The 24592-nt window shown below is 61.5% G+C and carries 30 protein-coding genes and 2 tRNA genes; 25 read left to right on the forward strand and 7 right to left on the reverse strand.

The window, feature by feature from the left end:
* Nucleotides 1-44: 44 nt before the first annotated feature.
* Complete coding sequence (locus ACODR6_RS17245; protein WP_489023227.1) at nt 45-923, reverse strand: PopZ family protein; 879 nt, start codon at nt 921-923, stop codon at nt 45-47.
* A 220-nt stretch (nt 924-1143) separates the two neighbouring features.
* Nucleotides 1144-1788 carry a protein-L-isoaspartate O-methyltransferase family protein gene (locus tag ACODR6_RS17250; protein WP_489023476.1) on the reverse strand — a complete coding sequence of 215 codons (645 nt, stop codon included), beginning with the start codon at nt 1786-1788 and terminating at the stop codon, nt 1144-1146.
* 365 nt (nt 1789-2153) lie between these two features.
* On the opposite strand from ACODR6_RS17250, the gene ACODR6_RS17255 reads away from it, so the two are divergent.
* The 8 genes from ACODR6_RS17255 to ACODR6_RS17290 all read left to right on the forward strand — a co-directional run bounded on the left by ACODR6_RS17255 (nt 2154) and on the right by ACODR6_RS17290 (nt 5530).
* Nucleotides 2154-2378 (forward strand): hypothetical protein, encoded by a 225-nt coding sequence (locus ACODR6_RS17255; protein ID WP_112711562.1) that lies wholly within the window; start codon nt 2154-2156, stop codon nt 2376-2378.
* Between the two features lie 69 nt (nt 2379-2447).
* Nucleotides 2448-2591 carry a hypothetical protein gene (locus ACODR6_RS17260; protein ID WP_162708597.1) on the forward strand — a complete coding sequence of 48 codons (144 nt, stop codon included), beginning with the start codon at nt 2448-2450 and terminating at the stop codon, nt 2589-2591.
* A 99-nt stretch (nt 2592-2690) separates the two neighbouring features.
* Nucleotides 2691-2846, forward strand: a complete 156-nt coding sequence (locus tag ACODR6_RS17265) for a hypothetical protein (RefSeq protein WP_489023229.1) — start codon at nt 2691-2693, stop codon at nt 2844-2846.
* A gap of 160 nt (nt 2847-3006) precedes the next feature.
* Nucleotides 3007-3080: transfer RNA gene (locus ACODR6_RS17270), tRNA-Cys, on the forward strand.
* A gap of 200 nt (nt 3081-3280) precedes the next feature.
* Complete coding sequence (locus ACODR6_RS17275; protein WP_112711560.1) at nt 3281-3514, forward strand: hypothetical protein; 234 nt, start codon at nt 3281-3283, stop codon at nt 3512-3514.
* Between the two features lie 56 nt (nt 3515-3570).
* A complete protein-coding gene (locus ACODR6_RS17280) occupies nt 3571-3738 on the forward strand; it encodes a hypothetical protein (RefSeq protein WP_199629396.1) in 168 nt (55 codons plus the stop codon).
* 146 nt (nt 3739-3884) lie between these two features.
* Nucleotides 3885-4526 carry a DUF47 domain-containing protein gene (locus ACODR6_RS17285; protein ID WP_112711559.1) on the forward strand — a complete coding sequence of 214 codons (642 nt, stop codon included), beginning with the start codon at nt 3885-3887 and terminating at the stop codon, nt 4524-4526.
* A complete protein-coding gene (locus ACODR6_RS17290; protein ID WP_489023232.1) occupies nt 4526-5530 on the forward strand; it encodes an inorganic phosphate transporter in 1005 nt (334 codons plus the stop codon). Before ACODR6_RS17285 ends, ACODR6_RS17290 begins: the two co-directional genes overlap by 1 nt.
* Before the next feature lie 9 nt (nt 5531-5539).
* Here the strand turns inward: ACODR6_RS17290 and ACODR6_RS17295 are convergent, their stop codons facing one another.
* Nucleotides 5540-5839: a hypothetical protein gene (locus ACODR6_RS17295; protein ID WP_489023478.1), complete on the reverse strand. Its 300-nt coding sequence runs from the start codon at nt 5837-5839 to the stop codon at nt 5540-5542.
* A 117-nt stretch (nt 5840-5956) separates the two neighbouring features.
* Here ACODR6_RS17295 and ACODR6_RS17300 point away from each other — a divergent pair.
* Both ACODR6_RS17300 and ACODR6_RS17305 read left to right on the forward strand, forming a co-directional pair.
* A tRNA-Asn gene (locus ACODR6_RS17300) sits at nt 5957-6031 on the forward strand.
* Between the two features lie 29 nt (nt 6032-6060).
* Nucleotides 6061-6378, forward strand: coding sequence for a hypothetical protein (locus ACODR6_RS17305; protein WP_489023233.1), 318 nt, complete (start codon nt 6061-6063; stop codon nt 6376-6378).
* On the opposite strand, the gene ACODR6_RS17310 is transcribed toward ACODR6_RS17305, so the two are convergent.
* Nucleotides 6379-6675, reverse strand: a complete 297-nt coding sequence (locus ACODR6_RS17310; protein WP_130278457.1) for a hypothetical protein — start codon at nt 6673-6675, stop codon at nt 6379-6381.
* 210 nt (nt 6676-6885) lie between these two features.
* Here ACODR6_RS17310 and ACODR6_RS17315 point away from each other — a divergent pair, with 210 nt between their 5' ends.
* The 6 genes from ACODR6_RS17315 to ACODR6_RS17340 all read left to right on the forward strand — a co-directional run bounded on the left by ACODR6_RS17315 (nt 6886) and on the right by ACODR6_RS17340 (nt 13670).
* Entirely contained in the window at nt 6886-7191 is a 306-nt protein-coding gene (locus ACODR6_RS17315) for a hypothetical protein (RefSeq protein ID WP_130278458.1), read from the forward strand.
* 153 nt (nt 7192-7344) lie between these two features.
* Nucleotides 7345-8796: a cryptochrome/photolyase family protein gene (locus tag ACODR6_RS17320; RefSeq protein ID WP_489023236.1), complete on the forward strand. Its 1452-nt coding sequence runs from the start codon at nt 7345-7347 to the stop codon at nt 8794-8796.
* Nucleotides 8793-10139, forward strand: a complete 1347-nt coding sequence (locus tag ACODR6_RS17325; protein WP_489023238.1) for an NAD(P)/FAD-dependent oxidoreductase — start codon at nt 8793-8795, stop codon at nt 10137-10139. Before ACODR6_RS17320 ends, ACODR6_RS17325 begins: the two co-directional genes overlap by 4 nt.
* A 2-nt stretch (nt 10140-10141) precedes the next feature.
* Nucleotides 10142-10990, forward strand: coding sequence for a DUF1365 domain-containing protein (locus ACODR6_RS17330; RefSeq protein ID WP_489023480.1), 849 nt, complete (start codon nt 10142-10144; stop codon nt 10988-10990).
* Nucleotides 10991-11069: 79 nt separating this feature from the next.
* On the forward strand, nt 11070-12329 hold the full coding sequence (locus ACODR6_RS17335) for a class I SAM-dependent methyltransferase (protein ID WP_112711550.1): 1260 nt from the start codon (nt 11070-11072) through the stop codon (nt 12327-12329).
* A gap of 9 nt (nt 12330-12338) precedes the next feature.
* Nucleotides 12339-13670, forward strand: coding sequence for an MFS transporter (locus ACODR6_RS17340; RefSeq protein ID WP_489023240.1), 1332 nt, complete (start codon nt 12339-12341; stop codon nt 13668-13670).
* On the opposite strand, the gene ACODR6_RS17345 is transcribed toward ACODR6_RS17340, so the two are convergent.
* On the reverse strand, nt 13671-14507 hold the full coding sequence (locus tag ACODR6_RS17345) for an SDR family NAD(P)-dependent oxidoreductase (RefSeq protein WP_130278464.1): 837 nt from the start codon (nt 14505-14507) through the stop codon (nt 13671-13673).
* A 100-nt stretch (nt 14508-14607) separates the two neighbouring features.
* Nucleotides 14608-15258, reverse strand: a complete 651-nt coding sequence (locus ACODR6_RS17350; RefSeq protein ID WP_413709363.1) for a ChrR family anti-sigma-E factor — start codon at nt 15256-15258, stop codon at nt 14608-14610.
* A 218-nt stretch (nt 15259-15476) separates the two neighbouring features.
* On the opposite strand from ACODR6_RS17350, the gene ACODR6_RS17355 reads away from it, so the two are divergent.
* The 5 genes from ACODR6_RS17355 to ACODR6_RS17375 all read left to right on the forward strand — a co-directional run bounded on the left by ACODR6_RS17355 (nt 15477) and on the right by ACODR6_RS17375 (nt 19312).
* Nucleotides 15477-16517 carry a cysteine synthase A gene (locus ACODR6_RS17355; RefSeq protein WP_112711547.1) on the forward strand — a complete coding sequence of 347 codons (1041 nt, stop codon included), beginning with the start codon at nt 15477-15479 and terminating at the stop codon, nt 16515-16517.
* Nucleotides 16518-16523: 6 nt separating this feature from the next.
* Nucleotides 16524-17261 (forward strand): alanyl-tRNA editing protein, encoded by a 738-nt coding sequence (locus ACODR6_RS17360; protein ID WP_489023243.1) that lies wholly within the window; start codon nt 16524-16526, stop codon nt 17259-17261.
* Nucleotides 17262-17304: 43 nt separating this feature from the next.
* A complete protein-coding gene (gene sseA / locus ACODR6_RS17365; RefSeq protein ID WP_489023245.1) occupies nt 17305-18174 on the forward strand; it encodes a 3-mercaptopyruvate sulfurtransferase in 870 nt (289 codons plus the stop codon).
* Between the two features lie 5 nt (nt 18175-18179).
* Nucleotides 18180-18740 (forward strand): GNAT family N-acetyltransferase, encoded by a 561-nt coding sequence (locus ACODR6_RS17370; RefSeq protein ID WP_130278467.1) that lies wholly within the window; start codon nt 18180-18182, stop codon nt 18738-18740.
* A gap of 71 nt (nt 18741-18811) precedes the next feature.
* A complete protein-coding gene (locus ACODR6_RS17375; protein WP_489023248.1) occupies nt 18812-19312 on the forward strand; it encodes a DUF1203 domain-containing protein in 501 nt (166 codons plus the stop codon).
* Between the two features lie 16 nt (nt 19313-19328).
* On the opposite strand, the gene ald is transcribed toward ACODR6_RS17375, so the two are convergent.
* Nucleotides 19329-20447, reverse strand: a complete 1119-nt coding sequence (ald, locus tag ACODR6_RS17380) for an alanine dehydrogenase (protein WP_489023250.1) — start codon at nt 20445-20447, stop codon at nt 19329-19331.
* 157 nt (nt 20448-20604) lie between these two features.
* Between ald and ACODR6_RS17385 the strand changes: the two genes are divergently transcribed.
* The 4 genes from ACODR6_RS17385 to ACODR6_RS17400 all read left to right on the forward strand — a co-directional run bounded on the left by ACODR6_RS17385 (nt 20605) and on the right by ACODR6_RS17400 (nt 24571).
* Nucleotides 20605-21066 (forward strand): Lrp/AsnC family transcriptional regulator, encoded by a 462-nt coding sequence (locus ACODR6_RS17385; protein WP_112711921.1) that lies wholly within the window; start codon nt 20605-20607, stop codon nt 21064-21066.
* A gap of 72 nt (nt 21067-21138) precedes the next feature.
* Nucleotides 21139-22020 carry a DMT family transporter gene (locus ACODR6_RS17390; protein ID WP_489023252.1) on the forward strand — a complete coding sequence of 294 codons (882 nt, stop codon included), beginning with the start codon at nt 21139-21141 and terminating at the stop codon, nt 22018-22020.
* An 85-nt stretch (nt 22021-22105) separates the two neighbouring features.
* Nucleotides 22106-22441 carry a PilZ domain-containing protein gene (locus ACODR6_RS17395; protein ID WP_112711541.1) on the forward strand — a complete coding sequence of 112 codons (336 nt, stop codon included), beginning with the start codon at nt 22106-22108 and terminating at the stop codon, nt 22439-22441.
* A 141-nt stretch (nt 22442-22582) separates the two neighbouring features.
* Nucleotides 22583-24571, forward strand: a complete 1989-nt coding sequence (locus tag ACODR6_RS17400; RefSeq protein ID WP_489023254.1) for a bifunctional 2',3'-cyclic-nucleotide 2'-phosphodiesterase/3'-nucleotidase — start codon at nt 22583-22585, stop codon at nt 24569-24571.
* Nucleotides 24572-24592 lie beyond the last annotated feature (21 nt).

Consider the following 24592-nt stretch of genomic DNA (forward strand, 5'->3'; position numbering starts at 1 on the left):
GCCCCGGAGACCGGAGCGGCTTGTTGGATAAAAAGCGTTTCCGGTTAGCGGCGCGGACCGCGCGCCACGCGCTCGATTTCCTCGCGCACCAGCCGCTCGACCAGCGTCGGCAGATTGTCGTCCAGCCACTCGCGCAGCATCGGGCGCAGCATGTCCTCGGCGATCTCGTCGAGCGAGCGGCGCTCAGCACCGTCGATCGCCAGCGCCAGCTCTTCGAAGGAGCGCGCAACCTGAAGGCTGGCATCCTGAGAGATCAGCGCCTGGGCTTCTTCGAGAACCTGCGGCAGGAAGGAGGGAACCGGTGCTTGCGCAACGGGTGCCGGAGCAACCGGGGCTTCAGGCGCCATCGACGCCTGCGGCTCGGCAACCGGCTCGATCTCGGATTCCACGGCCTGCGGCAGCGGCTCGGGCTCGGCAGGCTGAACTTCGGCAACAACCGGAGCAGGCTTCGGCGCCGGCAGCGGCGCGACAACCGGTGCAGCGGCGACCGGCTCGACCGGACGGCGGATCTCCTCGGCAACAGTTGCGGCAACGGGTTCCGGCTGACGGAAAACCGGCGGCAGTTCGCGGGGCGGCTGGGCCGGCAGGCGCTCGGAAGCGGCGCGGACGCGGGCGGCGACATCGGCGAGCGACATCGCGCGCGCCGGCTGCTCGGCCTCGCGGGTGCCAGCCGAGTTGGCGGCAACGAAGCGCGGATCCTGTGTCAGCACCGGCTCGGGGAATTCGACATTGGCGTAGGTGTCATCGACCGTCAGGTGGATGTTGGAATCGTGGCCTTCATCCTCGGCATCGTCACCGTAAACCGGAGGCAAAGACGGGGAAATGGCCTTGCCGGCGCCCGGCTCATTGCTCTCGATGATCTGGCGGATCGACGCCAGGATCTCTTCCATGGACGGTTCACGCGCTACGCTTGGCTGAGCCATATCTATCCCCGTTAAGCTTAAAGCAACGATCGGATTGCATGGAGTGGGCATCCGAATCACCCAGACAGTAGAATACCCCAGACGCGAAAAAAATCATCGCGAATCAAATGAATGCGTCCATGCACAGTTTTGTTGGATGAACTGACGGGCAGCAAATGAAGCATGAAAAACAGAAACGGGCGCCCGTGGCGCCCGCATCGAAAAGCCCTTTGGGAAAGGCTCAGAATACGAATTCGCGAAGCTTGGCAAAGCCCGGAAGCGGCTTGACCGAAGCGTTGAAGAAGACGTTTTCGGAGACGGCACCACGCTCCGAAACGAAAACCTTGGCGCGGGCCGCATTGCCGTAGCCTTCGACGGTGACGAGACGGCCGCCTTCGGCGAGCTGGCCGAGAAGCGAAGCCGGAACTTCCTCGACGGAACCGTTGACGAAAATCAGATCGTAGGGGGCGCCAGCCGTGTGGCCCTTGGCGAGATCGCCTGCAACGACCGAGACGTTCGGATAGCCGGAGAGATTGGCCTTGGCCTGCTCGGCAAGCGATGCGTCGGATTCGAGCGCGACGACGGAGCCTGCGGTCAGCGACAGCAGCGCCGAGGTGTAACCCGTGCCGCAGCCGACTTCGAGAACCGTGTCTTCCTTGGTGATCGCAGCAAGCTGCAGCAGCTTGGCGAGCGGCGAAGCTTCCATCAGGAAGCGGCCGGGACAGATTTCGACATCGTTATCGATATAGGCCAGAACCTTGGCCTTCTCGGGAACGAACGCCTCGCGCGGAACCGTGAGGAACGCGCTCAACACGGAATGGGACGTCACGTCCGTCGTACGGATCTGGTTGTCGACCATCTTTACGCGTGCTGCTTCGAAATCCATCGTATCCTCTCGCCCGGCTACCGCGGCCATGTGTTCCGTCTCTTAATCCCGGGTTCGGATGCTTTCAAGGCTCCGTTCGCGCCTGCGGCAAGAATCCTTGCGGCATATCGGCCGCCTAAGCGGTGCAGGAGCGCTTTCTGAACTCCGAAGTGGAACAAAGCTTTCCCCTGTGGTATTATTGCAACCGGAGGAAATGAGGAGGAGCAGGCCATGTCTGCCTTTTTCGTACATTTGACGTTCTTCGACCTTTTCATCGCTGTGGCGCTCGTCGGCGTACTTTGCTGCGGGCTCGTCAACAGCCGGACGAGTTGAAGATAAACACAGCGCAGCAGGCAGAAATCAGACGGCCCGCTCTTTAGGTTTGAATGCGAAGCACGGGTTTTACGATTTTCATTCTGCTGCTGATCGCCGCCGCGAGCGTCATCCTCGCGGGCGTGCTGTCCTTGCGGCTATCCGTGGCGGGAACGCTCGGAGATTGCTTCGAAGGCGCTTGCGGCTACACGACCGTGTTCGTGGCCTGGCCGGGCTTTACGCTGATCTTTTTCGCCGTCGGCAGCTATCTCTACCTGAAATCCGGCCCGAAGCGCTGATGCAGCCTTCAGGCATCCGTCAGCTTTGTACAGCATAAGCTAAAAAACAAAGGCAGAGACGGAGCCCGCATGAACAGATCCCTGATGCTCGGCGCCTGCTTCATCGGCGGGCTCATCGTCATCATTCTCTGCATTCCGCTGATTGCGTCGAGCACGCCCGGTGTCATCACCGGCGGCATTTCGCCCCTTCCCTCGCTCAGAAGCGTGAATTGAGAGCCTGCGCTCGCCGACCGGCGGCGGGCAGAATCAGCGCATCGTCTTCAGAAGCGCCATGAGGGCAGCGGAATCGGCGCGCGCCATGAGGTCCTGGATATGTCCGTCGACCAGTTCGCCGACGGCATCCACGGCTTCCTGCTCGCTCCACCCGGCCTCAACCGCGGCCTCGATCAGATCGCGGAACGCATACTGCAGCGCATCCTGACAGCGTATGTGCCGGTCCGGATCATCCCTGGTGACAAAGGGTTTTGAGATATTCCTCATATAAGGATAATGAGCGGATTCGCCGAATGATCAAGCGCATTGAATGCGACGGCCTGATGACGGCCCGATTTTTTTCGGAAAACACCTCTTGCGGTTTCCTTTGGATCATTCTAAATCCGCGCCACCACTGAACAAGTCGTTCACGGATGGCCTCGTGGCGGAGTGGTGACGCAGAGGACTGCAAATCCTTGTACCCCGGTTCAATTCCGGGCGAGGCCTCCAACTTCAAACAATCCCCGCTTGAATGATTCCGAATATAATCGCGATGATTTCATCGCGCGGGATCGTATTGCCCATTTTTGGGATAATGCTGTTTTAGGCTTATCTTATTTGTGAATAGACCAATCCTCAACTTCTGATAATATAGACAGATCTAAAATCCCATGTGACGTTGTATCTTGCGTATAGCGGCAGGATAACACATGGCGAAAACACGATATATTTTCGATCATCGATCCGAAAAGGCCGTTCTCTATCAAGCCGGCAAGTTTCTCTTCCCGATCGGCGGCAGCAAGGCCGAGCATTGGGTGGATGGCGACTATGTCTTTTCTCTTGCGACGCAGAAGATCACCTACTGGATTCTCGGCAGGGATTTGTACGGCCATCTCGGCAATGGCGAATTGACGCGCGATCCGGTTTTCTACTTCGGTGAGTGAAGCTCTTGACATTTGCATTAATGAGAACAAAATAGGAACAAACGACGGAGGTTCCTATGACGCATGCCGAGCAGGTTATCGCAAATGCCCTCGCGACCGTCGCCGCCAGCCGGGCGGAACGGGAGAAGGACGAGGAACGCCGCAGGCGGGTTTTCGGCAAGATCGAGATCGGCCTGCCGCTGCCGCAGATCAAGAACAGGCAGCTGACGCTCGATCTTCATTGAGACTGTGACAGCTGCGGCCGCCTGTGTGATCTCAGCCGCAAACGCGTGGAAAAGCCCGAGGCTGCAGCCCTTCCCGGCCAGCTTTTATTGCAACAGAACCCCATTTGTGACAGTTGCGTGACAACTCAAGCATCCACGGGGTCACCATGTTAAGCTGGTTTCGCAAACTTCTTCCGCGCGAAGACCGATTCTTCGATCTCTTCGCTCAGCATTCCCGCACCGTCGTCGGCGCCGCAGAAGCGCTGAACGAACTTCTGGCCGGGAACGATCCCGAGCGCCATTGCGAGCGCATCGTCGCGCTCGAAAACGAGGCCGACGATATTACCCGCGACGTTCTGCTCGCGGTCCGCCGCAGTTTCATCACGCCCTTCGACCGCGGCGACATCAAGGATCTGATCCAGTCGCTCGACGATGCGATCGATATGATGCACAAGACGGTCAAGACCATCCGCCTGTTCGAGCAGAAGAGCTTCGATCCGGGCATGCAGGAGATGGGCAAGGAAATCGTCAAGGCGGCGCATCTGATCGCCGAGGCCGTCCCGCTGCTCGACCGGATGGGCGCCAACGCGCCGCGGCTGACGGCGATCGCCGAAGAGGTGACGCGCGTCGAGGGCCGGTCCGACGAGCTCTACGACCTCGGCCTCAAGGATCTCTTCCGCCGCCACGGCGCCTCGAACCCGATGGCCTATATCATCGGCAGCGAGATCTATGCCGAGCTTGAGAAGGTCGTCGACCGTTTCGAGGACGTCGCCAATGAAATCAGCGGCATCGTGATCGAGAACGTCTGATGGATGCCACCCTCGCCTTTCCGCTGCTTGCCGGGCTGATCGCCGTCGCGCTGTTCTTCGACTTCCTGAACGGACTGCATGACGCGGCGAACTCGATCGCCACGATCGTCTCGACACGCGTTCTCAGGCCGCAATATGCGGTGATGTGGGCGGCATTCTTCAACTTCATCGCCTTCCTCTTCTTCGGCCTGCATGTCGCCGAGACACTCGGCACCGGCATCATCAATCCTGACATCGTCAGTCCGATGGTGATCTTCGCGGCACTGATGGGCGCGATCATCTGGAACATCGTCACCTGGGTCTTCGGCATACCGTCGAGCTCCTCGCATGCACTGGTCGGCGGTCTCGTCGGTGCCGGCCTTGCCAAGGTCGGCTTCAGCTCGATCGTCTGGGGTGGTCTTCTGAAGACGGCGGGCGCCATCGTGCTGTCGCCGATGATCGGCTTCCTGCTGGCACTGTTCCTGGTGCTCGCGGTGTCCTGGATCTTCGTCCGCCAGACGCCCTTTGCCGTCGACAGCACCTTCCGCATCCTGCAATTCGTCTCGGCCTCGCTCTATTCGCTCGGCCATGGCGGCAATGATGCGCAGAAGACGATGGGCATCATCGCCGTGCTGCTCTATTCGCAGGGCTATCTCGGCGGCAGCTTCCATGTGCCGCTATGGGTGGTGCTGTCCTGTCAGGCGGCGATGGCGCTGGGCACGCTCTTCGGCGGCTGGCGAATCGTCCATACGATGGGTTCGAAGATCACCAAGCTCAATCCGATGCAGGGCTTCTGCGCTGAGACCGGCGGCGCGCTGACGCTGTTCGGCGCCACCTGGCTCGGCATTCCGGTCTCGACGACGCACACGATCACCGGCGCGATCATCGGTGTCGGTGCTGCCAAGCGCGTCTCGGCCGTCCGCTGGGGGCTTGCCGGCAATATCGTGGTTGCCTGGGTCGTCACCCTGCCCGCGGCAGCGCTGATCTCGGCGCTGTTCTATTGGGCCGCCAGCCTCTTCGCCTGATGTGAGGCCTCAGTTACCGGCGGGCCTGCCCCGCCGGTGCCACCAGACCGACAGCCTGCGGCGCCAGCGCCGGGCGACCGGCAGGTCGTGCGACAGCACGATGAAGCCCAGCGGCAGCATCCAGAAGCCGAGGATGGGCAAAAATCCCAGCAAACCGCAGATGATCAGCAACAGGCCGATGGCCATGCGTGCGATGCGCGAGCGCGGCAGCGGTATGCGCCATGACCCAAGAATGAGTTCTCCGGTCGTGTGATCGATGCCGAAACGCTTTTCGCGCTTTTTATCCGTGTTGTTTTTCCCGTCAGTCATCCACAGGAGATGGGGATAAGTCCAATAATTGCAAGGAGATGTCATTTTTTTGAAAAAACCGCTTGGCAAATCGAACAAGCATTTGTATTAGCCCACTCACACCGCGGCAAGCGGTGATCCCTGGTAGCTCAGCGGTAGAGCATTCGACTGTTAATCGACAGGTCGCCGGTTCGAATCCGGCCCGGGGAGCCAGTTTCATCAGCGATAAGCTGACAGATTGAATGAGCCGGTTCGACCACGAACCGGCTCTTCTTTTTTCCAAGACATCGAAACTCGGAACAATCATTCGCCTTGCCCCTTACCGCTTTATGGCAGATGACTTTTCAGAACGTTGCGAGCAGGCGCTCCAGGCCTTCATGCGGGAGTTCGGCATCACCGACCGCGACCGGGCGATGCGCCATATCGTCAAGGACTGGCTGATCAGCCACGGCTATACGAAGCCCGCAGACGAGGCCGACAGCACGCAAGAGAGCACGGACGGCCGCGATTCTGAATTCGTGCAATATCCAAGCTATTACAAGGATGGCGGCAGCCTGTGATCAGAGCGCCGAGGCGCCGATCAGGTCGCAATCGATTCTAAGGCCGATATTGCTGACGCAGACGGCTCCGGCATCGGCGGCGACCTGCGCCGGATCATTGGCGGCGAAGCGGAAGGGTGCGGGCACCCGTGTCGGCTCCGACGGCCAGAGGACCGGCCGGGAGAGGTCGAGGCGCGTGGTCTCCGTCGCCTCGGTCTTCAGCATCGCGGTGGCGGCCATCATACCGCCGATCGTCACGGCGACCGACAAGGCTGCCTTGAACGACATATCCGCTGCTTCGAAAAAGGAAATGACCATTGGAGACCCCGGCGCTGCATCATGCGGCTGAGGGCTTCCTAGCGGCACCCAGACGCGTCTGCCAGCGGCTTTGCCTGTTAAGGTTTACGCGTAACCACGCTGCCCCGCGGCGCCTGAAACCTCTGCGGGAAAGTTCGGAACAATGACGCGGCCCGCGGGTTCCGTTTCTGTCACCCCTAGAGAAAAAGCAGACCAAGGAGGAGTTTCTCCATGCGTAAGACATTTGCCGCAGCCTCGCTGCTCGCCCTCGGCCTTGCCGCTCCGGCCTTCGCCCAGTCGGCACCGGCATACGATACTGCACCGGCCGAGCCGCAATATTCCTCTGACATGACGGTCGACAACAACGGCACCCATCCGGTGCGCGTCGATCCGGTCGATCCGACCACCACCCAGAGTATCGGCGAACCGCGTGGTGTTCTCGAATGCCCGAACATGCCGCAACAGGGCGTGGTCGATAGCCGCGCCGGTCAGGGCGGCGCTTCGATCAGCGACCGTTGCCGTGAATACGACAACTGATCTCCGGATCAGCCAAGCGAAAAGGCCGGTTTTGACCGGCCTTTTTCATGTGCGCGGCAAGGCGAATAAAACTGTCTTCCCAACTGAAACTTTTGATCCAAGCCTATCGTAGATACGTAGCAGACCAAAAGAACGGGACAGGGAACGAAGGCATTGGCGAAGGCAGTCGAAAAACCGGTTATTCTCTGGTTTCGCAAGGATTTGCGTCTCGACGACAATCACGCGCTGCACGAAGCCTGCGCCTCCGGCCGCCCGATCATTCCCCTTTATATCCGCGAGCCTGAAACGTCGGGCAACGGGCCTTTGGGTTCGGCCCAGGCATGGTGGCTGCACCATTCGCTTGAGGCGCTGGAGGCCTCGCTGCACAAGCACCACGGCAAGTTGGTGCTGCTGAGAGGCAATGCGCTGGAGGCGCTCCAGGCGCTGGTCAAATCCACCGGCGCGGAGACCGTGCTGTGGAACCGGCGCTACGATCCGCCGGGCATTGCCGTCGATATGAGGATCAAGCACGAGCTGGAGCGGCAGGCCGTCGAGGCGCGCAGCTTTGCCGGGCAGCTGCTGCATGAGCCTTCGAAGCTGAAGACCGGCGGCGGTACGCCCTATCGCGTCTACACGCCGTTCTGGCGGGCACTCGAAGGCTCGGGCGAGCCGCCGCATCCGCTCGATGCACCGAAGAAATTCTCCTTCCCCAGCCACTGGCCGCATTCGGAGCCCCTCGCCTCCTGGAAGCTGCTGCCGGTCAAGCCGGATTGGGCATCAGAATTTAGCGATATCTGGACGCCGGGCGAAGATGCGGCGCTGGAGAAACTGCAGGATTTCGTGGACGAGCGGCTGAACGGCTACAAGAAGGATCGCGATTTCCCGTCGGTTGCCGCGACCTCGATGCTCTCGCCGCATCTGGCACTCGGCGAAATCTCGCCGGCACGGATATGGGAGGCGACGCGCGGTCTCTCCAAGCGGGTGCCGTCAGACGATCTCGTGCATTTCCGCAAGGAGCTTGCCTGGCGCGAGTTCTGCTACCACCTGCTCTTCCATTTCCCGAAGCTTCCCTATGCCAACTGGAACGACCGTTTCGACGGCTTCGAATGGCATAATGACAAGGGACATTTCAAAGCCTGGACGCGTGGCCTGACCGGCTACCCGATCGTCGATGCCGGCATGCGCCAGCTCTGGCGCTACGGGATCATGCACAATCGCGTCAGGATGATCACCGGCTCGTTCCTGATCAAGGACCTGATGATCGACTGGCGGCGCGGCGAGAAGTGGTTCCGCGACACGCTCGTCGATGCCGATCCGGCAAGCAATGCCGCCAACTGGCAATGGGTGGCGGGATCGGGCGCCGATGCCTCGCCCTTCTTCCGGATCTTCAACCCGATCCTCCAGGGCGAGAAATTCGACCCCGACGGAGATTATGTGCGGGAGTTCGTCCCGGAGCTCGCAAAGCTCGACAACAAATATATCCACCGCCCCTTCGAGGCGCCGGCGGCCGTGCTTGAAAAGGCCGGCATCGTGCTCGGCGAGACCTACCCGAAACCGATCGTCGATCACGCCAAGGCCCGCGACCGGGCGCTGAAGGCCTATAACGCCATAAAGGACGCTGCATGAACGCGCATTTTCATCTCGCCCGGCCGCCCGAAAGCCGCTTGAAGATCGCCGTCATCGGCTCGGGAATATCGGGGGCATCGGCTGCCTGGGCGCTGAACCCGGTGCATGACGTCACGCTGTTCGAAAAGAGCAGCCTGCCCGGCGGGCACACGGCAACTGTCGATATCGACTATGACGGACAGCGTGTCCCGGTCGACACGGGCTTCATTGTCTACAACGAACATTGCTATCCGAACCTGACGGCGCTGTTTGCCGAACTCGATGTCGCGACCCACGCCAGCGACATGAGCTTCTCACTGTCGCTCGATCAGGGGCGGCTGGAATGGAGCGGCTGCGGGCTCTCCTCGCTTTTTGCACAGAAGCGCAACCTGCTGCGTCCCTCCTTCCTGCTGATGATCCGCGAGATCCTGCGCTTCAACCGGACCTGCCTCGAAGACCGGGCCGCAGGTCATCTGGCGGCGCGCTCAATCGGCGACTATCTCGACTGGCGCGGTTTCTCGCCGGGATTCACCAACAATTATCTGGTGCCGATGGCGGCAGCGATCTGGTCGACGCCGTCGCAGCGGATGCTGCAATTCCCGGCCGAGCATTTCGTCAATTTCTTCGACAATCACCGCCTGATCTACAGCAAGCAGCATCAGTGGCGCACGGTGACTGGCGGCAGCCGCAACTATCTCGAAAAGCTGCTGGCGCCGCTCGGCAGCCGCCTGAAGCTTTCCTGCGGCGTGCGCGGGGTGATGCGGCATGCCAATGGCGCGACCGTCATCGACGAGAGCGGCAACGAGCAGCATTTCGACAAGGTGATCTTCGCCTCGCATAGCGACCAGACGGCGCGGATGCTCGTCGATGCCAGCGACCGGGAAAAGCGGCTGCTCGCCGCGGTTCCCTACCAGCCGAACCGGGTCGTGCTGCATCGCGACACGGCATTGATGCCGAAGCGGCAGAAAGTCTGGGCTTCTTGGAACTACCTGCGCTCCAGCCACGAGGATGGCCGGGCTGGTGTCGCCGTCAGCTACTGGATGAACCGGCTGCAGGGCATCGACCGGAAGCTGCCGCTGTTCGTGACGCTCAACCCGGACCGCGAGCCCGATCCTTCCAAGGTCTTTGCCGAGTTCAGCTACGAGCACCCGCAATTCTCCGCCGATGGCATGAAGGCGCAGCAGGAGATCGGGGCGATCCAGGGCAAGAACAATTGCTATTTCGCGGGCGCCTGGACGGGCTACGGCTTCCATGAGGATGGGCTCGTATCCGGCCTAGCGGCGGCAGAGGCTCTGGGCGGGGTCATTCCCTGGCGGACTACCGGAGCCTCCTCCCACGCCCCTCTCCTGGAGGCCGTAGCGTGACGATGCGGCCGCAGAGTTCTGGTGCCAGCATGGAGCGGAACGGTCCGCGACCTGACGCGCCTGCCGTGCTCTATTGCGGCCATGTCATGCATCAGCGGATGAAGCCGTTCGGCCACCGGTTCCGCTACAACGTCTTCTCGCTGATGGTCGATCTCGACAGGCTTGATGACGCTGGGAAAATGTCGCCGGTCTTCTCGGTCAACCGGCGCAATCTCGTTTCCTTCCATGAAGCCGATCATACCGGCCACGATGGCCTCTCCCTGCGCGCCTATGCCGACCGGCTTCTCGATGATGCCGGACTGGGCCAGCGGGCAGCGCGCATCCTGCTGGTCTGCTATCCTCGGATCCTCGGCTACGTGTTCAACCCGCTCTCCGTCTATTACGCCTATGACGTAGCCGATGATCTGATCGCTCTGATCTACGAAGTGCGCAATACCTTCGGCGAGCGGCACACCTATGTCTGCCCGGTGATACCAGGCGAACTGACGGACAGCGGCCTGCGCCAGAGCTGCGGCAAGCTTTTCCATGTCTCGCCCTTCATCGGCATGGATATGGACTATCACTTCCGCATGCTGCCGCCCGGCAACGAGATCCGCTGGCGTATTCTGGAGACCGATGCGGAAGGGCCGCTTCTCGCTGCCACCTTCTCGGGGAAGAAGGTGCTGCTCACCAGCCGGGCGCTGGCGCGGCTGACGGCGCGCATCCCGTTCCTGACCTTCAAGATCGTCGCCGGCATCCACTGGGAAGCGCTGAAACTCTGGATCAAGGGCGCGAAATACATCTCCCGCCCGGCTCCCCCGCCACCGGTGAGTGTGCGCCGTCCGCGGCATATTGCAGAAGCTGCTGAATGACATTAGCGTTCTCTACAAATGCCGGGGGGCTGGCTCATGCAATCGCTGTCCTTAACCGGCTAAGAGGCTGGAGGAGCCGATCATGACTGCAGAAGACTGGAATTCCTTTGCCCGCGGCGCGGTGGCGCTGACGGCCGAGAATGTCGGGCGCTTCACGAAGGGGTTGCCGCTCAAGGCGAAGCTGGCGCTCCGCGGTCTTCTGCAGATGCAGCATGGAGCGCTGGCGATCGAACTTCCCGATGGACGCAAGGCCCTGATCAAGGGCAGCGTCGAGGGACCGCAGGCGGCCGTGAGGCTGAACAACTGGAACCTCGCCAGCCGGGCGATGAACAGCGGAACGATCGGCGTTGCCGAAACCTATATGGACGGCGACTGGCAGAGCCCTGACATCACGGCTTTCCTCGAGCTTTTCCTGATCAACAGTGAATCGGCGGACAGGCATTTCAACGGCAAGCAGGGCATCATGCGCGTCGTCGAGCGCGTCCGCCACTGGATGAATGCCAATACCCGCAAGGGCTCGAAGCGCAATATCTCGGCGCATTACGATCTCGGCAACGATTTCTACAAGCAGTGGCTGGATCCGACGATGACCTATTCGTCGGCGCTCTATTCCACCGGAGCCAACGACCTGCAGTCGGCGCAGAACGCCAAATACCGGGCGCTCGCCGAAGCGACCGGCATCCGGCCGGGCGATCATGTGCTGGAGATCGGCTGCGGCTGGGGCGGGTTTGCCGAATTTGCAGCGAGCGAAATGCGCTGCAAGGTGACCGGGCTGACGATCAGCCGCGAGCAGCTGGCCTTCGCGCAGGAGCGCATCCGAAAGGCTGGTCTTTCCGATCGCGTCGACCTGCGCTTTCAGGATTACCGCGACGAGAAGGGCCTCTACGACCGGATCGTCTCGATCGAGATGTTCGAGGCGGTTGGCGAAAAGTACTGGCCGGCCTATTTCTCCAAGCTGCGGGAATGCCTGAAGCCGGGCGGCAAGGCCGGGCTGCAGATCATCACCATCAAGCCCGAAGCCTTCGACCAGTATCGCAGCAATCCTGACTTCATCCAGAAATATGTCTTCCCCGGCGGCATGCTGCCGACGCCGGATCATCTCGCCGAACTCGGGCGCAAGGTCGAACTGTCGATAGTCAAGGATTTCGGCTTCGGGCTCGATTATGCCCGTACACTCGCCGAATGGCGCGAGCGCTTCTGGAACGTCTGGGAGCGCGTGCGGCCGCTCGGCTTCGACGATCGCTTCAAGCGGCTGTGGGAATTCTATCTCTTCTATTGCGAGGCGGGTTTCCGGGCGAAGAATATCGACGTCCGCCAGGTCGTCTTCTCGCGCAGCTGACGGTAGCGGATGGCGAGGCAGCAGACGCCCGGCGTGAGCATCGGTACCCGCCTCGCCTATGCCCTGCCCGCAGCACCGCTGGCTGCCCTCGGCCTGCCGCTCTATGCCGTCGTGCCGACCTATTACACCGAGACGCTGGGCCTGCCGCTGGCCGCTGTCGGCCTGACACTGCTGCTGGTTCGGATCTTCGATGCCATCTCCGATCCGATGGTCGGTGTCATCGCTGACCGCTACCGGCCAAGGATGGGGCGCAGACGCTTCTTCTTTGCACTGTCGCTCCCGGTCGCGGCGATTGCAGCACTGGCGCTCTATGCGCCACCGGCAGGCGCCGGCGTGCTCTGGCTTGGTCTCTGGGGCTGCCTGCTCTCCCTCGGCTTCACGCTTGCGACCGTTCCCTATTCCGCCTGGGGTGCGGAGCTCGTCAGCGATTATGCCGGACGCACCTCGCTGGCAGCACTTCGGGAGGGAACGACGCTGGTGGGCACGCTGATCGCCATCGTCGTGCCCTTCGCGATCGGGCTTGATCCGCCGGGCGGACTTTCGGGGCTTGCCGTGCTCGGCATTGTCGTTGCCATCGCTCTGCCGCTCACGGGCGCACTAGCGGTCGTCAAAGTGCCCGAACCGGCGGAGCATACGGCCGCGATCGTCGGACTGCGCAAAGGGCTTAGCTATCTGGCGGCGAACCGGCCGTTCATCCGCCTGCTCGCCGCCTATTTCCTGAATGGTTTTGCCAACGGCATACCGGCAACGCTGTTTCTCTATTTCGTCTCCGACCGGCTCGGCATGCCGGAGGCTCGCGGACCCCTGCTGTTTCTCTATTTCCTCTCCGGTATCGCCGGCGTGCCGCTCGCGGCGCTGACCGCAAAGCGCCTTGGCAAGCATCGCGCCTGGTGCGTGGCAATGATCGCGGCCTGCGCGGTCTTTGCCGCCGCACCGCTTCTGCAGCCCGGCGCGATCTATGCCGTCGCCTCTATCTGCGTGCTCACAGGATTGATGCTCGGTTTCGACCTGTCGCTGCCGCCGGCAATGCAGGCCGATGTCATCGATGAGGATACCGCCAATTCCGGTGAGCAGCGCAGCGGGCTCTATTTCGCGGCCTGGGGGCTGGCGACCAAGGCGTCGCTTGCGGCCGGGGTCGGGCTGGTCTTTCCTGTTCTCGCCGCCTTCGGCTTCGATGCCGCGAAAGGCACCGGCAACGCGCCCGAAGCGCTGACGGCACTTGCGGTCATCTACGCCTGGCTACCGATTGCGCTGAAACTCGCGGCCGTCGCCCTGATGTGGAATTTCCCGCTCGACGAGGCGAAGCACCGGGAACTGCGCCTGCGCATCGAGAGCCGCTGATCACTCCGCGGGATGCGGTGTCGCCGGATGGTGACCATGCTTGACGAGCGGCCGTTCGCGCCATCCCGTCGAGCGGTTCAGCAGCCAGAAATACAGGCTGTAGGGCAGCATACGCAGCAGCTTCAGCTGATAGGTGAAGCGCTTCGGGAAGCTGATCTCAAAGGATTGCGACTTGAGTCCGGCCGCGATTTCGCTGGCGGCTTCATCGACCGAAATCAGCGACGGCATCGGGAATTCGTTCTTCTGTGTCGCCGGCGTATCGACGAAGCCGGGGCAGATGACCTGGATGCGGATGCCCATCTTGTCGAGATCGAATTTCAGGCTCTCGGCCATGTTGATGAGCGCCGCCTTGCTGGCACCGTAGGCTGCACTCGTCGGCAGGCCACCATATCCGGTGACGGAGGAGACGATGGCGATCTGTCCCTGCCCCTTAGCCTTCATGTGGCGGACGGCGGGGACCAGACAGTTGACGACGCCAGACAGGTTGACGGCAAAGGTCTTCTCGAAATCGTCGCGATTGAGATCTTCGGCATGGACGGGCAGGTAGACGCCGGCATTGAAAATCGCCATGGCGAGAGCGCCGTGCTCGTATTCGATCGAGGCAAAGGCATGTTCCATGTCTTCGGGGTCGGTCACATCGCCGTCGAGCACGATGATGCTGCCGGAAAGACCGTTCGCCTCGGCCTGGAGGTCGGCGAGTTTTTCATGATCCCGCGCGGTCACGGCGACCTTGTAGCCCTCGCCTGCGAGCTTCAGCGCCAGCGCGCGCCCGATTCCCGAGCTTGCACCGGTAATCCAGACGATGCCGTGTTCGGGGCGAGCAATGAAATCGCGCATGATGCAATCCTCCGGGACTTCAGATTCAACACGAAACCATGTCCGGAAGTTCCTCACTGCCTCCCGGATTCAAGCCTCTATCACGCTAATGTGGCTGCTTTCAGCCGATCAGGTCGCCGATCAGCTGGCGGAAGGAACCGGTGAGCTTGATCGGCGCATCAAGCACCGAGAAAGCGATGCAGGGACGGTCCTTTTCGGCGACCGGCCGGTGGTTGAGGGTCTCGTCGGCGACGGAAATGTCACCCGGGCCGAAACGGCCGCGCTCGTCTACGAAGGCGCCGTCGAGGATCAGAATCAGCTCCATGCCCTTGTGGGTATGTGCCGGCAACGCACGGCCCGGCCGGATCCACATCAGGCTGACCTCGCAGCCGTCGATATCGACCGAATATTCCTTGAAGCCCGGCAGCTTCGTCTTCCACGGCACCGTATCGGCGTCGAAGCCGACGAGATCGCGGATCGGGCGCGGAAAGACGCCTTGTTGCTTATCCTTTGTCGCGCCTGCCGGCGCGCTCGAAGCGAAGATCGCGGCGAGGCGTTCGTCGCGGCCGGTTATCGGCGTGCCCGCCGTATCCTCGAGCGCTTCACCTGCCAGCAGTTCCAGATCCTGGACCAGGGCACGGTTATCCGGCTTAATTTCAAGATGAGATTGCACGAGAACCCGCGCCGGTTCAGGTAAAGAACCGGCGACATAATGCGCCATCAATGCATCGACCGTGTCGATATGCTCGTGAACCATGTCGGATTCGGCCACGCCTTTTTCCTGCGTTCCGCGTTTGCTTTGTCGTCGTGCATACGCCGAAAGTCAATCTTCGGATCACCTGCCACTTTTGGGCGGACTGCGGGGCTTCCTCAAGACGAAGACTAATTTTACCGGCGCGGGCAAAGGCGTGGAATAGCATTTCTTGCCAACCCTGCCTTGTGAAGGGAAAAGACCGTTCTTACAGTAAGAGCTCCAAAGAGGCAGATTCCATGACCTTCTACCCCTCCGTGATCGAGGCGATCGGCAACACCCCGCTCATCAAGCTCAAGGGCGCTTCCGAAGCGACCGGCTGCACCATTCTCGGCAAGGCGGAATTCCTCAATCCCGGCCAGTCGGTGAAGGATCGCGCCGCGCTCTACATCATCCGCGATGCGGAAAAGAAGGGCCTGCTGAAACCGGGCGGCGTCATCGTCGAAGGCACCGCCGGCAATACCGGCATCGGCCTCACCGTCGTCGCCAAGGCGCTCGGCTACCGCACCGTCATCGTCATTCCGGAAACGCAGAGCCAGGAAAAGAAGGACGCGCTGAAGCTGCTCGGCGCCGAGCTCGTCGAAGTGCCTGCCGTTCCCTACAAGAACCCGAACAATTACATCAAGGTCTCCGGGCGTCTGGCCGAACAGCTGGCGAAGAGCGAGCCGAACGGCGCGATCTGGGCCAACCAGTTCGACAATGTCGCCAACCGCCAGGCGCATATCGAGACCACCGCCAAGGAAATCTGGCGCGATACCGACGGCAAGATCGACGGCTTCATCTGCGCCGTCGGCTCCGGCGGGACGCTCGCCGGTGTGGCGGCCGGTCTCAAGGGCTTCAGCAAGGATATCAAGATCGGGCTTGCCGATCCTGAAGGTGCGGCCCTCTACGAATTCTACAAGAACGGCGAGCTGAAATCCTCCGGCAACTCGATCACCGAAGGCATCGGCCAGGGCCGCATCACCGCCAATCTCGAAGGCTTTGCGCCCGACTTCGCCTATCAGATCAGCGATGCGGAAGCCCTGCCCTACGTCTTCGACATGGTCGAGCACGAAGGCCTCTGCCTCGGCGGCTCCAGCGCCATCAACATTGCCGGCGCGGTGCATCTCGCGAAAGATCTCGGCCCGGGTCACACCGTGGTGACGATCCTCTGCGACTATGGCAACCGCTACCAGTCGAAGCTTTTCAATGCCGATTTCCTGAAGTCCAAGGGCCTGCCGGTCCCCTCCTTCATCAAATCGTCGAGCGACCTCAAGATACCCTACGAACCTGCAGCGTGAGACCCAATGCCAGTCAATGCCCTCTATCGTGACGACTTCTACCTTTCGACATGCGAGGCGGTTGTCACCGCCGTTCACGAAGACGGGGGCATCGAGCTGGATCAGACCTGCTTCTATGCAACATCGGGCGGGCAGCCGGGCGATACCGGCTTCCTGGAACGCGCCGATGGCTCGAAGATAGCGCTGGGGCAGACGAAGCACGGCGCCACCAAGGATATCGTCATCCACGTGCCGCTCGAGGGTGAGCAGCGTCCCGATATCGGTGAGAAGCTGGTGCTGCATGTCGACTGGCCGCGCCGCTACAAGCTGATGCGCATGCACACCGCCTGCCACCTGCTCTCCGTCGTCTGTTCCTACCCGATCACCGGTGCCGCCGTCGGCGAGGATGAGAGCCGCGTCGATTTCGACATGAGCGAGACGATCGACAAGGACGAGGTGACGGCGAAGATGATGGAACTGGTGAGCCAGAACCATCCCGTCTACCTGCAATGGATCACCGACGAGGAACTGGCGGCCAACCCCGGTATCGTCAAGTCGAAGAACGTCCGCCCGCCAATGGGCCTCGGGCGCGTCAGCCTCGTCTGCATCGGCGAAAACTCTTCAATTGACAGCCAGCCCTGCGGTGGCACACATGTGTCCGAAACGCAGGAAGTCGGGCAGATTCACATCGCCAAGATCGAGAAGAAGGGCAAGGAAAACCGCCGCTTCCGCATTCGCTTCGGCGCTCCCGGCGGCGAGGCGTAAGGCAGTCCCCGCGACTGCGACTGTGTATTCTAGGGAGATTGGAATGAGTGACGAGAAAAGCCGCTTCGTGGTTTCGGCCGACTGGCTGCAGGGCGAACTCGGAAAGCCGGATCTGCGCGTCCTCGACGCCTCCTTCTATCTCCCGGCGCAGAAGCGCGATGCGGACGCCGAATATGCCGCGGGGCATATCCCGGGCGCAATCCGTTTCGATCAGGACAAGATCGCCGATCACTCCACCAACCTGCCGCACACTATTCCCTCGCCCGATCAATTCGCCGCCGAAGTGGGCAAGCTCGGCATCAGCGAAAACGACCGGATCGTCGTCTATGACGGCATTGGCATGTTCGCCTCGCCCCGCGTCTGGTGGCTGTTCCGGGTGATGGGCGCCAAGAACGTCTTCGTGCTCGATGGCGGCCTGGATGGCTGGAAGGCCGAGGGCCGTGCGCTGGAAACGGCAACGCCCGCCTACCCGGCCGCGACATTCAAGACGAATTATGACGAAGCCCGCGTGGTGACGCTCGAGCGTATGCGCGACATCGTTTCGAGCGGCGCACTGCAGATCGCCGATGCCCGCAGCGCCGGCCGTTTCGCGGCAACCGAACCCGAGCCCCGCGCCGGCATGCGCTCCGGCCATATGCCGGGCGCCCGCAGCCTGCCGTCGGGCTCCTTCGCCACGCAGGGCCGTTTCAAGTCTTTGCCCGAGCTGAAGCAGACCATCGAGGACGCCGGTATCGACCTGTCGAAGCCCGTCGTCACCTCCTGCGGCTCCGGCATCACCGCCGCCATCATCACGCTGGCGCTAGAGTCACTCGGGCACAGCGACAACAAGCTCTATGACGGCTCCTGGAGCGAGTGGGGCAGCCGCGACGACACGCCTGTCGTCACCGGCCCTGCCGATCCGATCAAGGTTTGAGCGGCATGGCGAAATCTCCCGCGTCGCTGACGGCCCATATCACCCGCCTTGAAATGACGGCCCCGCCGAAGAGCAGCCTGCCGATGCCGGTCAATATCCAGACGGCGATCATGCGCACCAGCGAGATCCCTCTGCCCTTCTACCGCCATCTCTACCGGCAGGTGGGCGCGCGCTGGCAATGGGTCGACCGCCTGCGGATGAGCGACGAGGAGCTGACGGCAGCGCTGCACGACAAGCGCAACAATATCAGCGTGCTCTACGTCAACGGCGCGCCCGCCGGGTTCTACGAGTATTTCTGTCAGGACGAGGATACGATCGAGCTTTCGCATTTCGGTTTGATCGAGCATGCGCTCGGCCTCGGGATCGGCAAATGGTTTCTGCTGCAGGCGCTCTACGCTATCTGGACGCTGAACCCGAAGCGCGTGCTGACCACCACCAACAATCTCGACCACCCGCGCGCCCTGCAGCTCTACCAGATGTTCGGCTTCTCGCCTGTTTCGACCGGTACCGGCATCGTCCGGCCGCTCAGCGACAAGGAATTGCTGGAGATCGCGCGCAAGAGCTGAGCCCGCAGGAATCGGGTGGTTTCGGCCGCCCGATCGGCGCATTTCATGCTGGAACCCAAGAGGAGACCGCCATGACCGATATCCGTTTTTCAGCAATGCCGACTGCCGATGCCGACCATCTCTGGAATGGCGGCAGCGATTCCTATGGCTTCCTGCCGGAGACCATGGTCTCCGATGGGCCGGGCCATCCCTGCCGTCACTGCCTTGGGAATATCGATGCGGGCGAAGAGCTGCTGGTCTTCGCCTATCGTCCCTTCCCGGAGATGCAGCCCTATGCCGAGACCGGGCCGATCTTCCTGCATAAGCAGCGCTGCGCGCGCTATGCAGCCGAAGAAATTGCGCCGCCTGCGCTGAGCAGTTCCGATTACATCGTGCGCGGCTATGGCGAGAACAACCGCATCGTCTACGGTACCGGCGCCGTCACGCCGACGCGGGAGATTGCCGCTTACGCCGGCGGCCTGCTTGCACGGGGCGACATCGCCTATGTGCATGTTCGCTCGGCGCGCAACAACTGCTTTCAGTGCCGCATAGAAAAGGCGCCGGATTACAAGGAATCCGGCGCCTTCATCTAACGTAACGCGATGGGAATTACGCTACGTTAAGTACACTTTCCGGTGCGTGGGCTTCATAGCCCAGCGCTTCGGCGACCGGCTTGTAGGTGACACGGCCCTTGTGGACATTCAGGCCGTTGCGCAGGTGCTTGTCTTCGGCAATGGCGCGCAGGCCGCGGTCGGCGAGCGCCAGGCCGTGGACCAGCGTGGCGTTATTCAGCGCATGGGCCGAGGTGACCGGAACGGCGCCCGGCATGTTGGCGACGCAATAGTGGACGATGCCGTCGACTTCGTAGGTCGGCTCGGAATGCGTCGTCGCATGCGAGGTCTCGAAGCAGCCGCCCTGGTCGATCGCGACGTCGACGATGACGGCGCCCTTCTTCATGCCCGAGAGCATTTCGCGGGTGACGAGCTTCGGCGCAGCAGCGCCCGGGATCAGCACGGCGCCGATGACGAGATCGGCAGTGAAAACTTCTTCTTCCAGCGCCTGGATGCTGGAATAGCGGGTGTGGACCCGGCCGCCGAAGATATCGTCGAGCTGGCGCAGACGCGGCAGCGAGCGATCGAGGATGCTGACATCGGCGCCGAGACCGGCAGCCATTTTGGCGGCATGAAGACCGACGACGCCACCGCCGATGATCGCGACCTTGGCCGGCAGAACGCCGGGGACGCCACCGAGCAGGATGCCGAGGCCGCCATTGGCCTTCTGCAGCGCAGTTGCACCGGCCTGGATCGACAGGCGGCCGGCAACTTCCGACATCGGTGCCAACAGCGGCAGGCCGCCGCGCTCGTCGGTGACGGTTTCATAGGCGATCGCGGTGACGCCGGAAGCGAGCAGGCCCCTGGTCTGTTCCGGATCCGGAGCGAGGTGGAGATAGGTGTAGAGAAGCTGGCCATCGCGAAGCTGCGCCCATTCGGAGGGCTGCGGCTCCTTGACCTTCACGATCATATCGCACTTCTCGAAGATATCCTTGGCGGAGGCGGCAATCTTTGCGCCAGCGGCAATATAGGCGGCGTCATCGGCACCAATGCCGGCGCCTGCCTTGGTTTCGACCCAGACCTCGTGGCCATGGGCGACATATTCACGAACTGAAGCGGGTGTCAGACCGACACGATATTCATGGTTCTTGATTTCCTTCGGGCAACCGACACGCATACTGCGTTCCTCTCATATATGCCCGCTTGGCGCGGGACGTTTTCAATGGACAAATCCAACCACCGCCGCCGCGAAATGTCCTTGCAAAGAGGCATTGCTTGAAAGCTATTTTTCGAAGATTGTGCGGTTTGATCAAACCAAATCGAAGGTTCTTCGAATGTCTGAACTCGACAGTATCGATCTTGCGATTCTGAGAGCACTTCAAGCAAACGCCCGGATCACCAACGCCGAGCTTGCCAACAAGGTCGGCCTCTCTGCCTCGGCCTGCTCGCGGCGTCTCGACATCCTGGAGAAGAACGGCGCCATCGCCGGCTATCACGCGCGCCTTTCCAACAAGGTGCTCGAATACAAGATGATCGCCATCGTCCATATCTCGCTTTCAGGGCAGTTCGCCAAGACGCTCTCGGAATTCGAGGCGGCGGTGAAGCGCTGCCCGAACGTGCTGGTCTGCTACCTGATGTCGGGCGAATACGACTATATCCTGCGGGTCGCCGCCCGCGATCTGGAAGACTATGAGCGGATCCACCGCGACTGGCTCTCGGCGCTGCCGCATGTGGTGAAGATCAATTCCAGCTTTGCGCTGCGCGAAATCTTCGACCGGCCCAATGTCGGCTTCTGAGACCTTGCAAAGGACCGGGAATCCTGACCAAGCTTTGACGACGCGGATGCTCCCTCCGCCTGACGGCAAGACATGAAATCCAAGACGCAAGGTTACATCTTCGTCCTTCTGGCTCTGACGATCTTCTCGACGCAGGATGCGATCTCCAAGCATCTCGGCGGCCTCTATCCGCCTATCTTCGTGACGATGATCCGCTACTGGGCCTTTGCTCTGTTCACCATTCTTCTCGCGTCGAAGATGCGCGGCGGCATCCGGCAGACGGCAAAAACCAAGCGCCCGTTGCTGCAGGTGACGCGCGGCGTCCTGCTCGCGGTTCAGGTCGTGCTCGCCATCACCTGTTTCGCGGTCATCGGGCTCGCGCATTCGCAGGCGATCTTTGCCGCGACGCCGATCGTCATTGCGCTGCTGTCGATGCCGATCCTCGGCGAGCGTGTGGGCTGGCGGCGCTGGACGGCGATCGGCGCCGGCCTGTTCGGCGTGCTGCTGATCCTGAAGCCGGAGGGCGAATTCTTCGATCTGAAGCTGCTGCTCGCCATCGTCTCCTGCTTCATCTTCGCCTTCTATGTGATCGCCACGCGCCTCGTCTCCCGCGACGATTCATCGATGACCAGCTTCTTCTATACCGGCGTCGTCGGCGGCATCACCATGACGCTGATCGGCCCGTTCTACTGGACATGGATGTCGCCCGGCGACTGGGGCTGGATGGCGCTGGTTTGCATGACCAGCATCTCCAGCCATTATTGCCTGATCCGCGCCTATGACATGCTGGATGCAGCAGCCGTTCAGCCTCTCACCTACCTGCAGCTCGTCTATGCCTCGATCCTCGGCGTCACCATCTTCGGCGAGAGCCTCAGCCTCAATACGGTGATCGGCTCCGTCATCGTCGTGGCGGCCGGGATTTTCACCATCTGGCGCGAACACGTGGTCTCGCGGCAGGCGACAAAGGCGCATTAGATTTGGCGCAATTTTATCGAACAGTCTAAACGGATTTCAATTTTTCGTTGCTACGGTCTCTGCAGTATATTTTCGGAGACCCTGCATGCAACGCAATCTCAACATCATCACCCGCAAGTCGGAGCGCAAGTATTGCCGTCTCTTCGGCAAGCTGCGTTACCTGAACCAGGAGATCGACGCCCGTATCGTCAACCTGTCGACGACAGGTATCGCCGTCGACCTCAGGACACCGGTTGCCGCCGCATCCGGCAGCAGAGTGCGCATCGAAGCCGAGGATCTCGGTTCGCTCGAAGGCATCATCCGCTGGAGCCACAACGGCCGCCTCGGCATCCACTTCGACCCCAATTCCAACGCCCGCGCGCAGGTCGCCTCCTACTTCCGTTTCTTCCACAGAGACGTGAAGCCGGTGCTGGCGCGCTAGACGACACAGAGAGTTGAACGGCAGTGGGCGCGCTCGACAGAACGGGCGCGCCCACTGTCATTTTACGGATGCACTCCCGTGCAAATCATTCTACGTTCGACCCCGGGCTGGGCGTTGCGTGATTTTTGAAGGAGTGTTTTGATGTCTTCCATTCTCGATTTGCACCCGATCAGCCGCAGGTCGCTGCTGAGCGGAATCGCTGCCACCTCGGCCCTCGTCCTGCTCCATCCCTTCGCCGCCCGCGCCGCCGCCAACCAGGCGCATCTCCGGCTGATGGAAACGACGGATATCCACGTCAACGTCTTCCCCTACGACTATTACGCCGACAAGCCGAACGACACGATGGGCCTCTCGCGCACCGCGACGATCATCGATTCGATCCGTGCCGAGGCCGCCAATTCGCTGCTGATCGATAATGGCGACGTGCTGCAGGGCAACCCGATGGGCGATTACATGGCCTATCAGCACGGTATGAAGGATGGCGACGTCCACCCGGTCATCAAGGCGATGAATACGCTCGGCTATACGGTCGGCACGCTCGGGAATCACGAGTTCAATTACGGCCTCGATTTCATGTTCAAGGTGCTCGGCGGCGCGAACTTCCCGTTCGTATGCGCCAACCTGACCAAGGGACAGCTTGCCGCCGATCCCAAGAAGGACGACCTGTTCTTCAAGCCTTACATGACCGTCGAAAAGCAGATCAAGGACGGCGCCGGCAACGAGAGCCCGGTCAAGATCGGCTTCATCGGCTTCGTGCCGCCGCAGATCATGCTCTGGGACATCAAGAATCTCGAAGGCAAGGCGCAGACGCGCGATATCGTCGAGGCTGCCAAGGCCTGGGTGCCTGTCATGAAGGAGGAAGGTGCCGATATCGTCATCGCGCTTTCCCATTCCGGTATCGACGGCGCGGCACCATCAGAGAAGATGGAAAATGCCTCGCTTTACCTCGCCGCTGTCGACGGCATCGATGCGATCTTCACCGGCCACCAGCATCTGGTCTTCCCCGGCCCGAAGACCTGGGACGGCATTGCCAATGCCGATCCGGTCAAGGGCACGCTGCACGGCAAGCCAACCGTCATGGCCGGCTTCTGGGGCTCGCATCTCGGCCTGATCGACCTGCTGCTCGAAAAGGACGGCAAGAGCTGGAAGATCGTCGATTTCACCGCCGAGGCGCGGCCGATCTATCACCGCGACGACAAGAAGAAGGTGGTCGCCGACGTTGCCGACAAGAAGGAAGTCGTCGAAGCCGCCAAGGCCGAGCATGAGGCGACCCTCGCCTATGTCCGCACCCCCGTCGGCAAGACATCGGCGCCGCTCTATTCCTACTTCTCACTCGTCGCCGACGACCCCTCGGTGCAGATTGTCAGTAAGGCGCAGACCTGGTACATCAAGCAGATGCTCGCCGATACCGAATTCAAGGATCTGCCGGTTCTCTCCGCGGCAGCGCCCTTCAAGGCCGGCGGCCGCAACGGTGCCGACTACTATACCGACGTTCCCGCGGGCGACGTGGCGATCAAGAATGTCGCCGACCTCTATCTCTATCCGAACACCGTGCAGGCCGTCGTCATCAATGGCGAGCAGGTGAAAAACTGGCTCGAAATGTCGGCCGGGATGTTCAACGAGGTGAAGCCGGGCTCCAAGGACGCTCCGCTGCTGAACAACGAATTCCCGTCCTACAATTTCGATGTCATCGACGGCGTGACCTACCAGATCGACCTGTCCCAGCCGCGCAAATACGACAATGACGGCAAGGCCGTGAACGAAGCATCGAACCGCATCCAGAACCTGCAGTTCGACGGCAAGCCGATCGATCCGAAGCAAAAATTCGTGGTGGTGACCAACAACTATCGCGCCGGCGGCGGCGGTCATTTCCCGGATATCGCTGCCGACAAGGTGGTGTTCCAGGCGCCGGATACGAACCGCGACGTCATCGTCCGCTTCATCCACGACCAGGGCACGATCAACCCGTCAGCCGACGGCAACTGGACCTTCAAGCCCCTGCCCGGCACCACGGCCGTCTTCGAAAGCGGACCGAAGGCCAAACAGTTCATGGCCGACGTCAAGGGCGCCAAGATCGAGGAAGCCGGCGACGCCGCAGAAGGCTTTGCCAAGTTCCGGCTGGTGCTCTGAGATTTACCGACGACAGGGCCG

The sequence above is a fragment of the Rhizobium sp. FG96 genome, assembly GCF_057808655.1.

Bases quoted from the DNA above. Each gene is read 5' to 3' on its own strand.
- ACODR6_RS17245 (WP_489023227.1), bottom strand. From the start codon at position 923: ATGGCTCAGCCAAGCGTAGCGCGTGAACCGTCCATGGAAGAGATCCTG.
- ACODR6_RS17250 (WP_489023476.1), bottom strand. From the start codon at position 1,788: ATGGATTTCGAAGCAGCACGCGTAAAGATGGTCGACAACCAGATCCGT.
- ACODR6_RS17255 (WP_112711562.1), top strand. From the start codon at position 2,154: ATGCGAAGCACGGGTTTTACGATTTTCATTCTGCTGCTGATCGCCGCC.
- ACODR6_RS17260 (WP_162708597.1), top strand. From the start codon at position 2,448: ATGAACAGATCCCTGATGCTCGGCGCCTGCTTCATCGGCGGGCTCATC.
- ACODR6_RS17265 (WP_489023229.1), top strand. From the start codon at position 2,691: ATGTCCGTCGACCAGTTCGCCGACGGCATCCACGGCTTCCTGCTCGCT.
- ACODR6_RS17275 (WP_112711560.1), top strand. From the start codon at position 3,281: ATGGCGAAAACACGATATATTTTCGATCATCGATCCGAAAAGGCCGTT.
- ACODR6_RS17280 (WP_199629396.1), top strand. From the start codon at position 3,571: ATGACGCATGCCGAGCAGGTTATCGCAAATGCCCTCGCGACCGTCGCC.
- ACODR6_RS17285 (WP_112711559.1), top strand. From the start codon at position 3,885: ATGTTAAGCTGGTTTCGCAAACTTCTTCCGCGCGAAGACCGATTCTTC.
- ACODR6_RS17290 (WP_489023232.1), top strand. From the start codon at position 4,526: ATGGATGCCACCCTCGCCTTTCCGCTGCTTGCCGGGCTGATCGCCGTC.
- ACODR6_RS17295 (WP_489023478.1), bottom strand. From the start codon at position 5,839: ATGACTGACGGGAAAAACAACACGGATAAAAAGCGCGAAAAGCGTTTC.
- ACODR6_RS17305 (WP_489023233.1), top strand. From the start codon at position 6,061: ATGAGCCGGTTCGACCACGAACCGGCTCTTCTTTTTTCCAAGACATCG.
- ACODR6_RS17310 (WP_130278457.1), bottom strand. From the start codon at position 6,675: ATGGTCATTTCCTTTTTCGAAGCAGCGGATATGTCGTTCAAGGCAGCC.
- ACODR6_RS17315 (WP_130278458.1), top strand. From the start codon at position 6,886: ATGCGTAAGACATTTGCCGCAGCCTCGCTGCTCGCCCTCGGCCTTGCC.
- ACODR6_RS17325 (WP_489023238.1), top strand. From the start codon at position 8,793: ATGAACGCGCATTTTCATCTCGCCCGGCCGCCCGAAAGCCGCTTGAAG.
- ACODR6_RS17330 (WP_489023480.1), top strand. From the start codon at position 10,142: ATGCGGCCGCAGAGTTCTGGTGCCAGCATGGAGCGGAACGGTCCGCGA.
- ACODR6_RS17340 (WP_489023240.1), top strand. From the start codon at position 12,339: ATGGCGAGGCAGCAGACGCCCGGCGTGAGCATCGGTACCCGCCTCGCC.
- ACODR6_RS17345 (WP_130278464.1), bottom strand. From the start codon at position 14,507: ATGCGCGATTTCATTGCTCGCCCCGAACACGGCATCGTCTGGATTACC.
- ACODR6_RS17355 (WP_112711547.1), top strand. From the start codon at position 15,477: ATGACCTTCTACCCCTCCGTGATCGAGGCGATCGGCAACACCCCGCTC.
- ACODR6_RS17360 (WP_489023243.1), top strand. From the start codon at position 16,524: ATGCCAGTCAATGCCCTCTATCGTGACGACTTCTACCTTTCGACATGC.
- sseA (WP_489023245.1), top strand. From the start codon at position 17,305: ATGAGTGACGAGAAAAGCCGCTTCGTGGTTTCGGCCGACTGGCTGCAG.
- ACODR6_RS17370 (WP_130278467.1), top strand. From the start codon at position 18,180: ATGGCGAAATCTCCCGCGTCGCTGACGGCCCATATCACCCGCCTTGAA.
- ACODR6_RS17375 (WP_489023248.1), top strand. From the start codon at position 18,812: ATGACCGATATCCGTTTTTCAGCAATGCCGACTGCCGATGCCGACCAT.
- ald (WP_489023250.1), bottom strand. From the start codon at position 20,447: ATGCGTGTCGGTTGCCCGAAGGAAATCAAGAACCATGAATATCGTGTC.
- ACODR6_RS17385 (WP_112711921.1), top strand. From the start codon at position 20,605: ATGTCTGAACTCGACAGTATCGATCTTGCGATTCTGAGAGCACTTCAA.
- ACODR6_RS17390 (WP_489023252.1), top strand. From the start codon at position 21,139: ATGAAATCCAAGACGCAAGGTTACATCTTCGTCCTTCTGGCTCTGACG.
- ACODR6_RS17395 (WP_112711541.1), top strand. From the start codon at position 22,106: ATGCAACGCAATCTCAACATCATCACCCGCAAGTCGGAGCGCAAGTAT.
- ACODR6_RS17400 (WP_489023254.1), top strand. From the start codon at position 22,583: ATGTCTTCCATTCTCGATTTGCACCCGATCAGCCGCAGGTCGCTGCTG.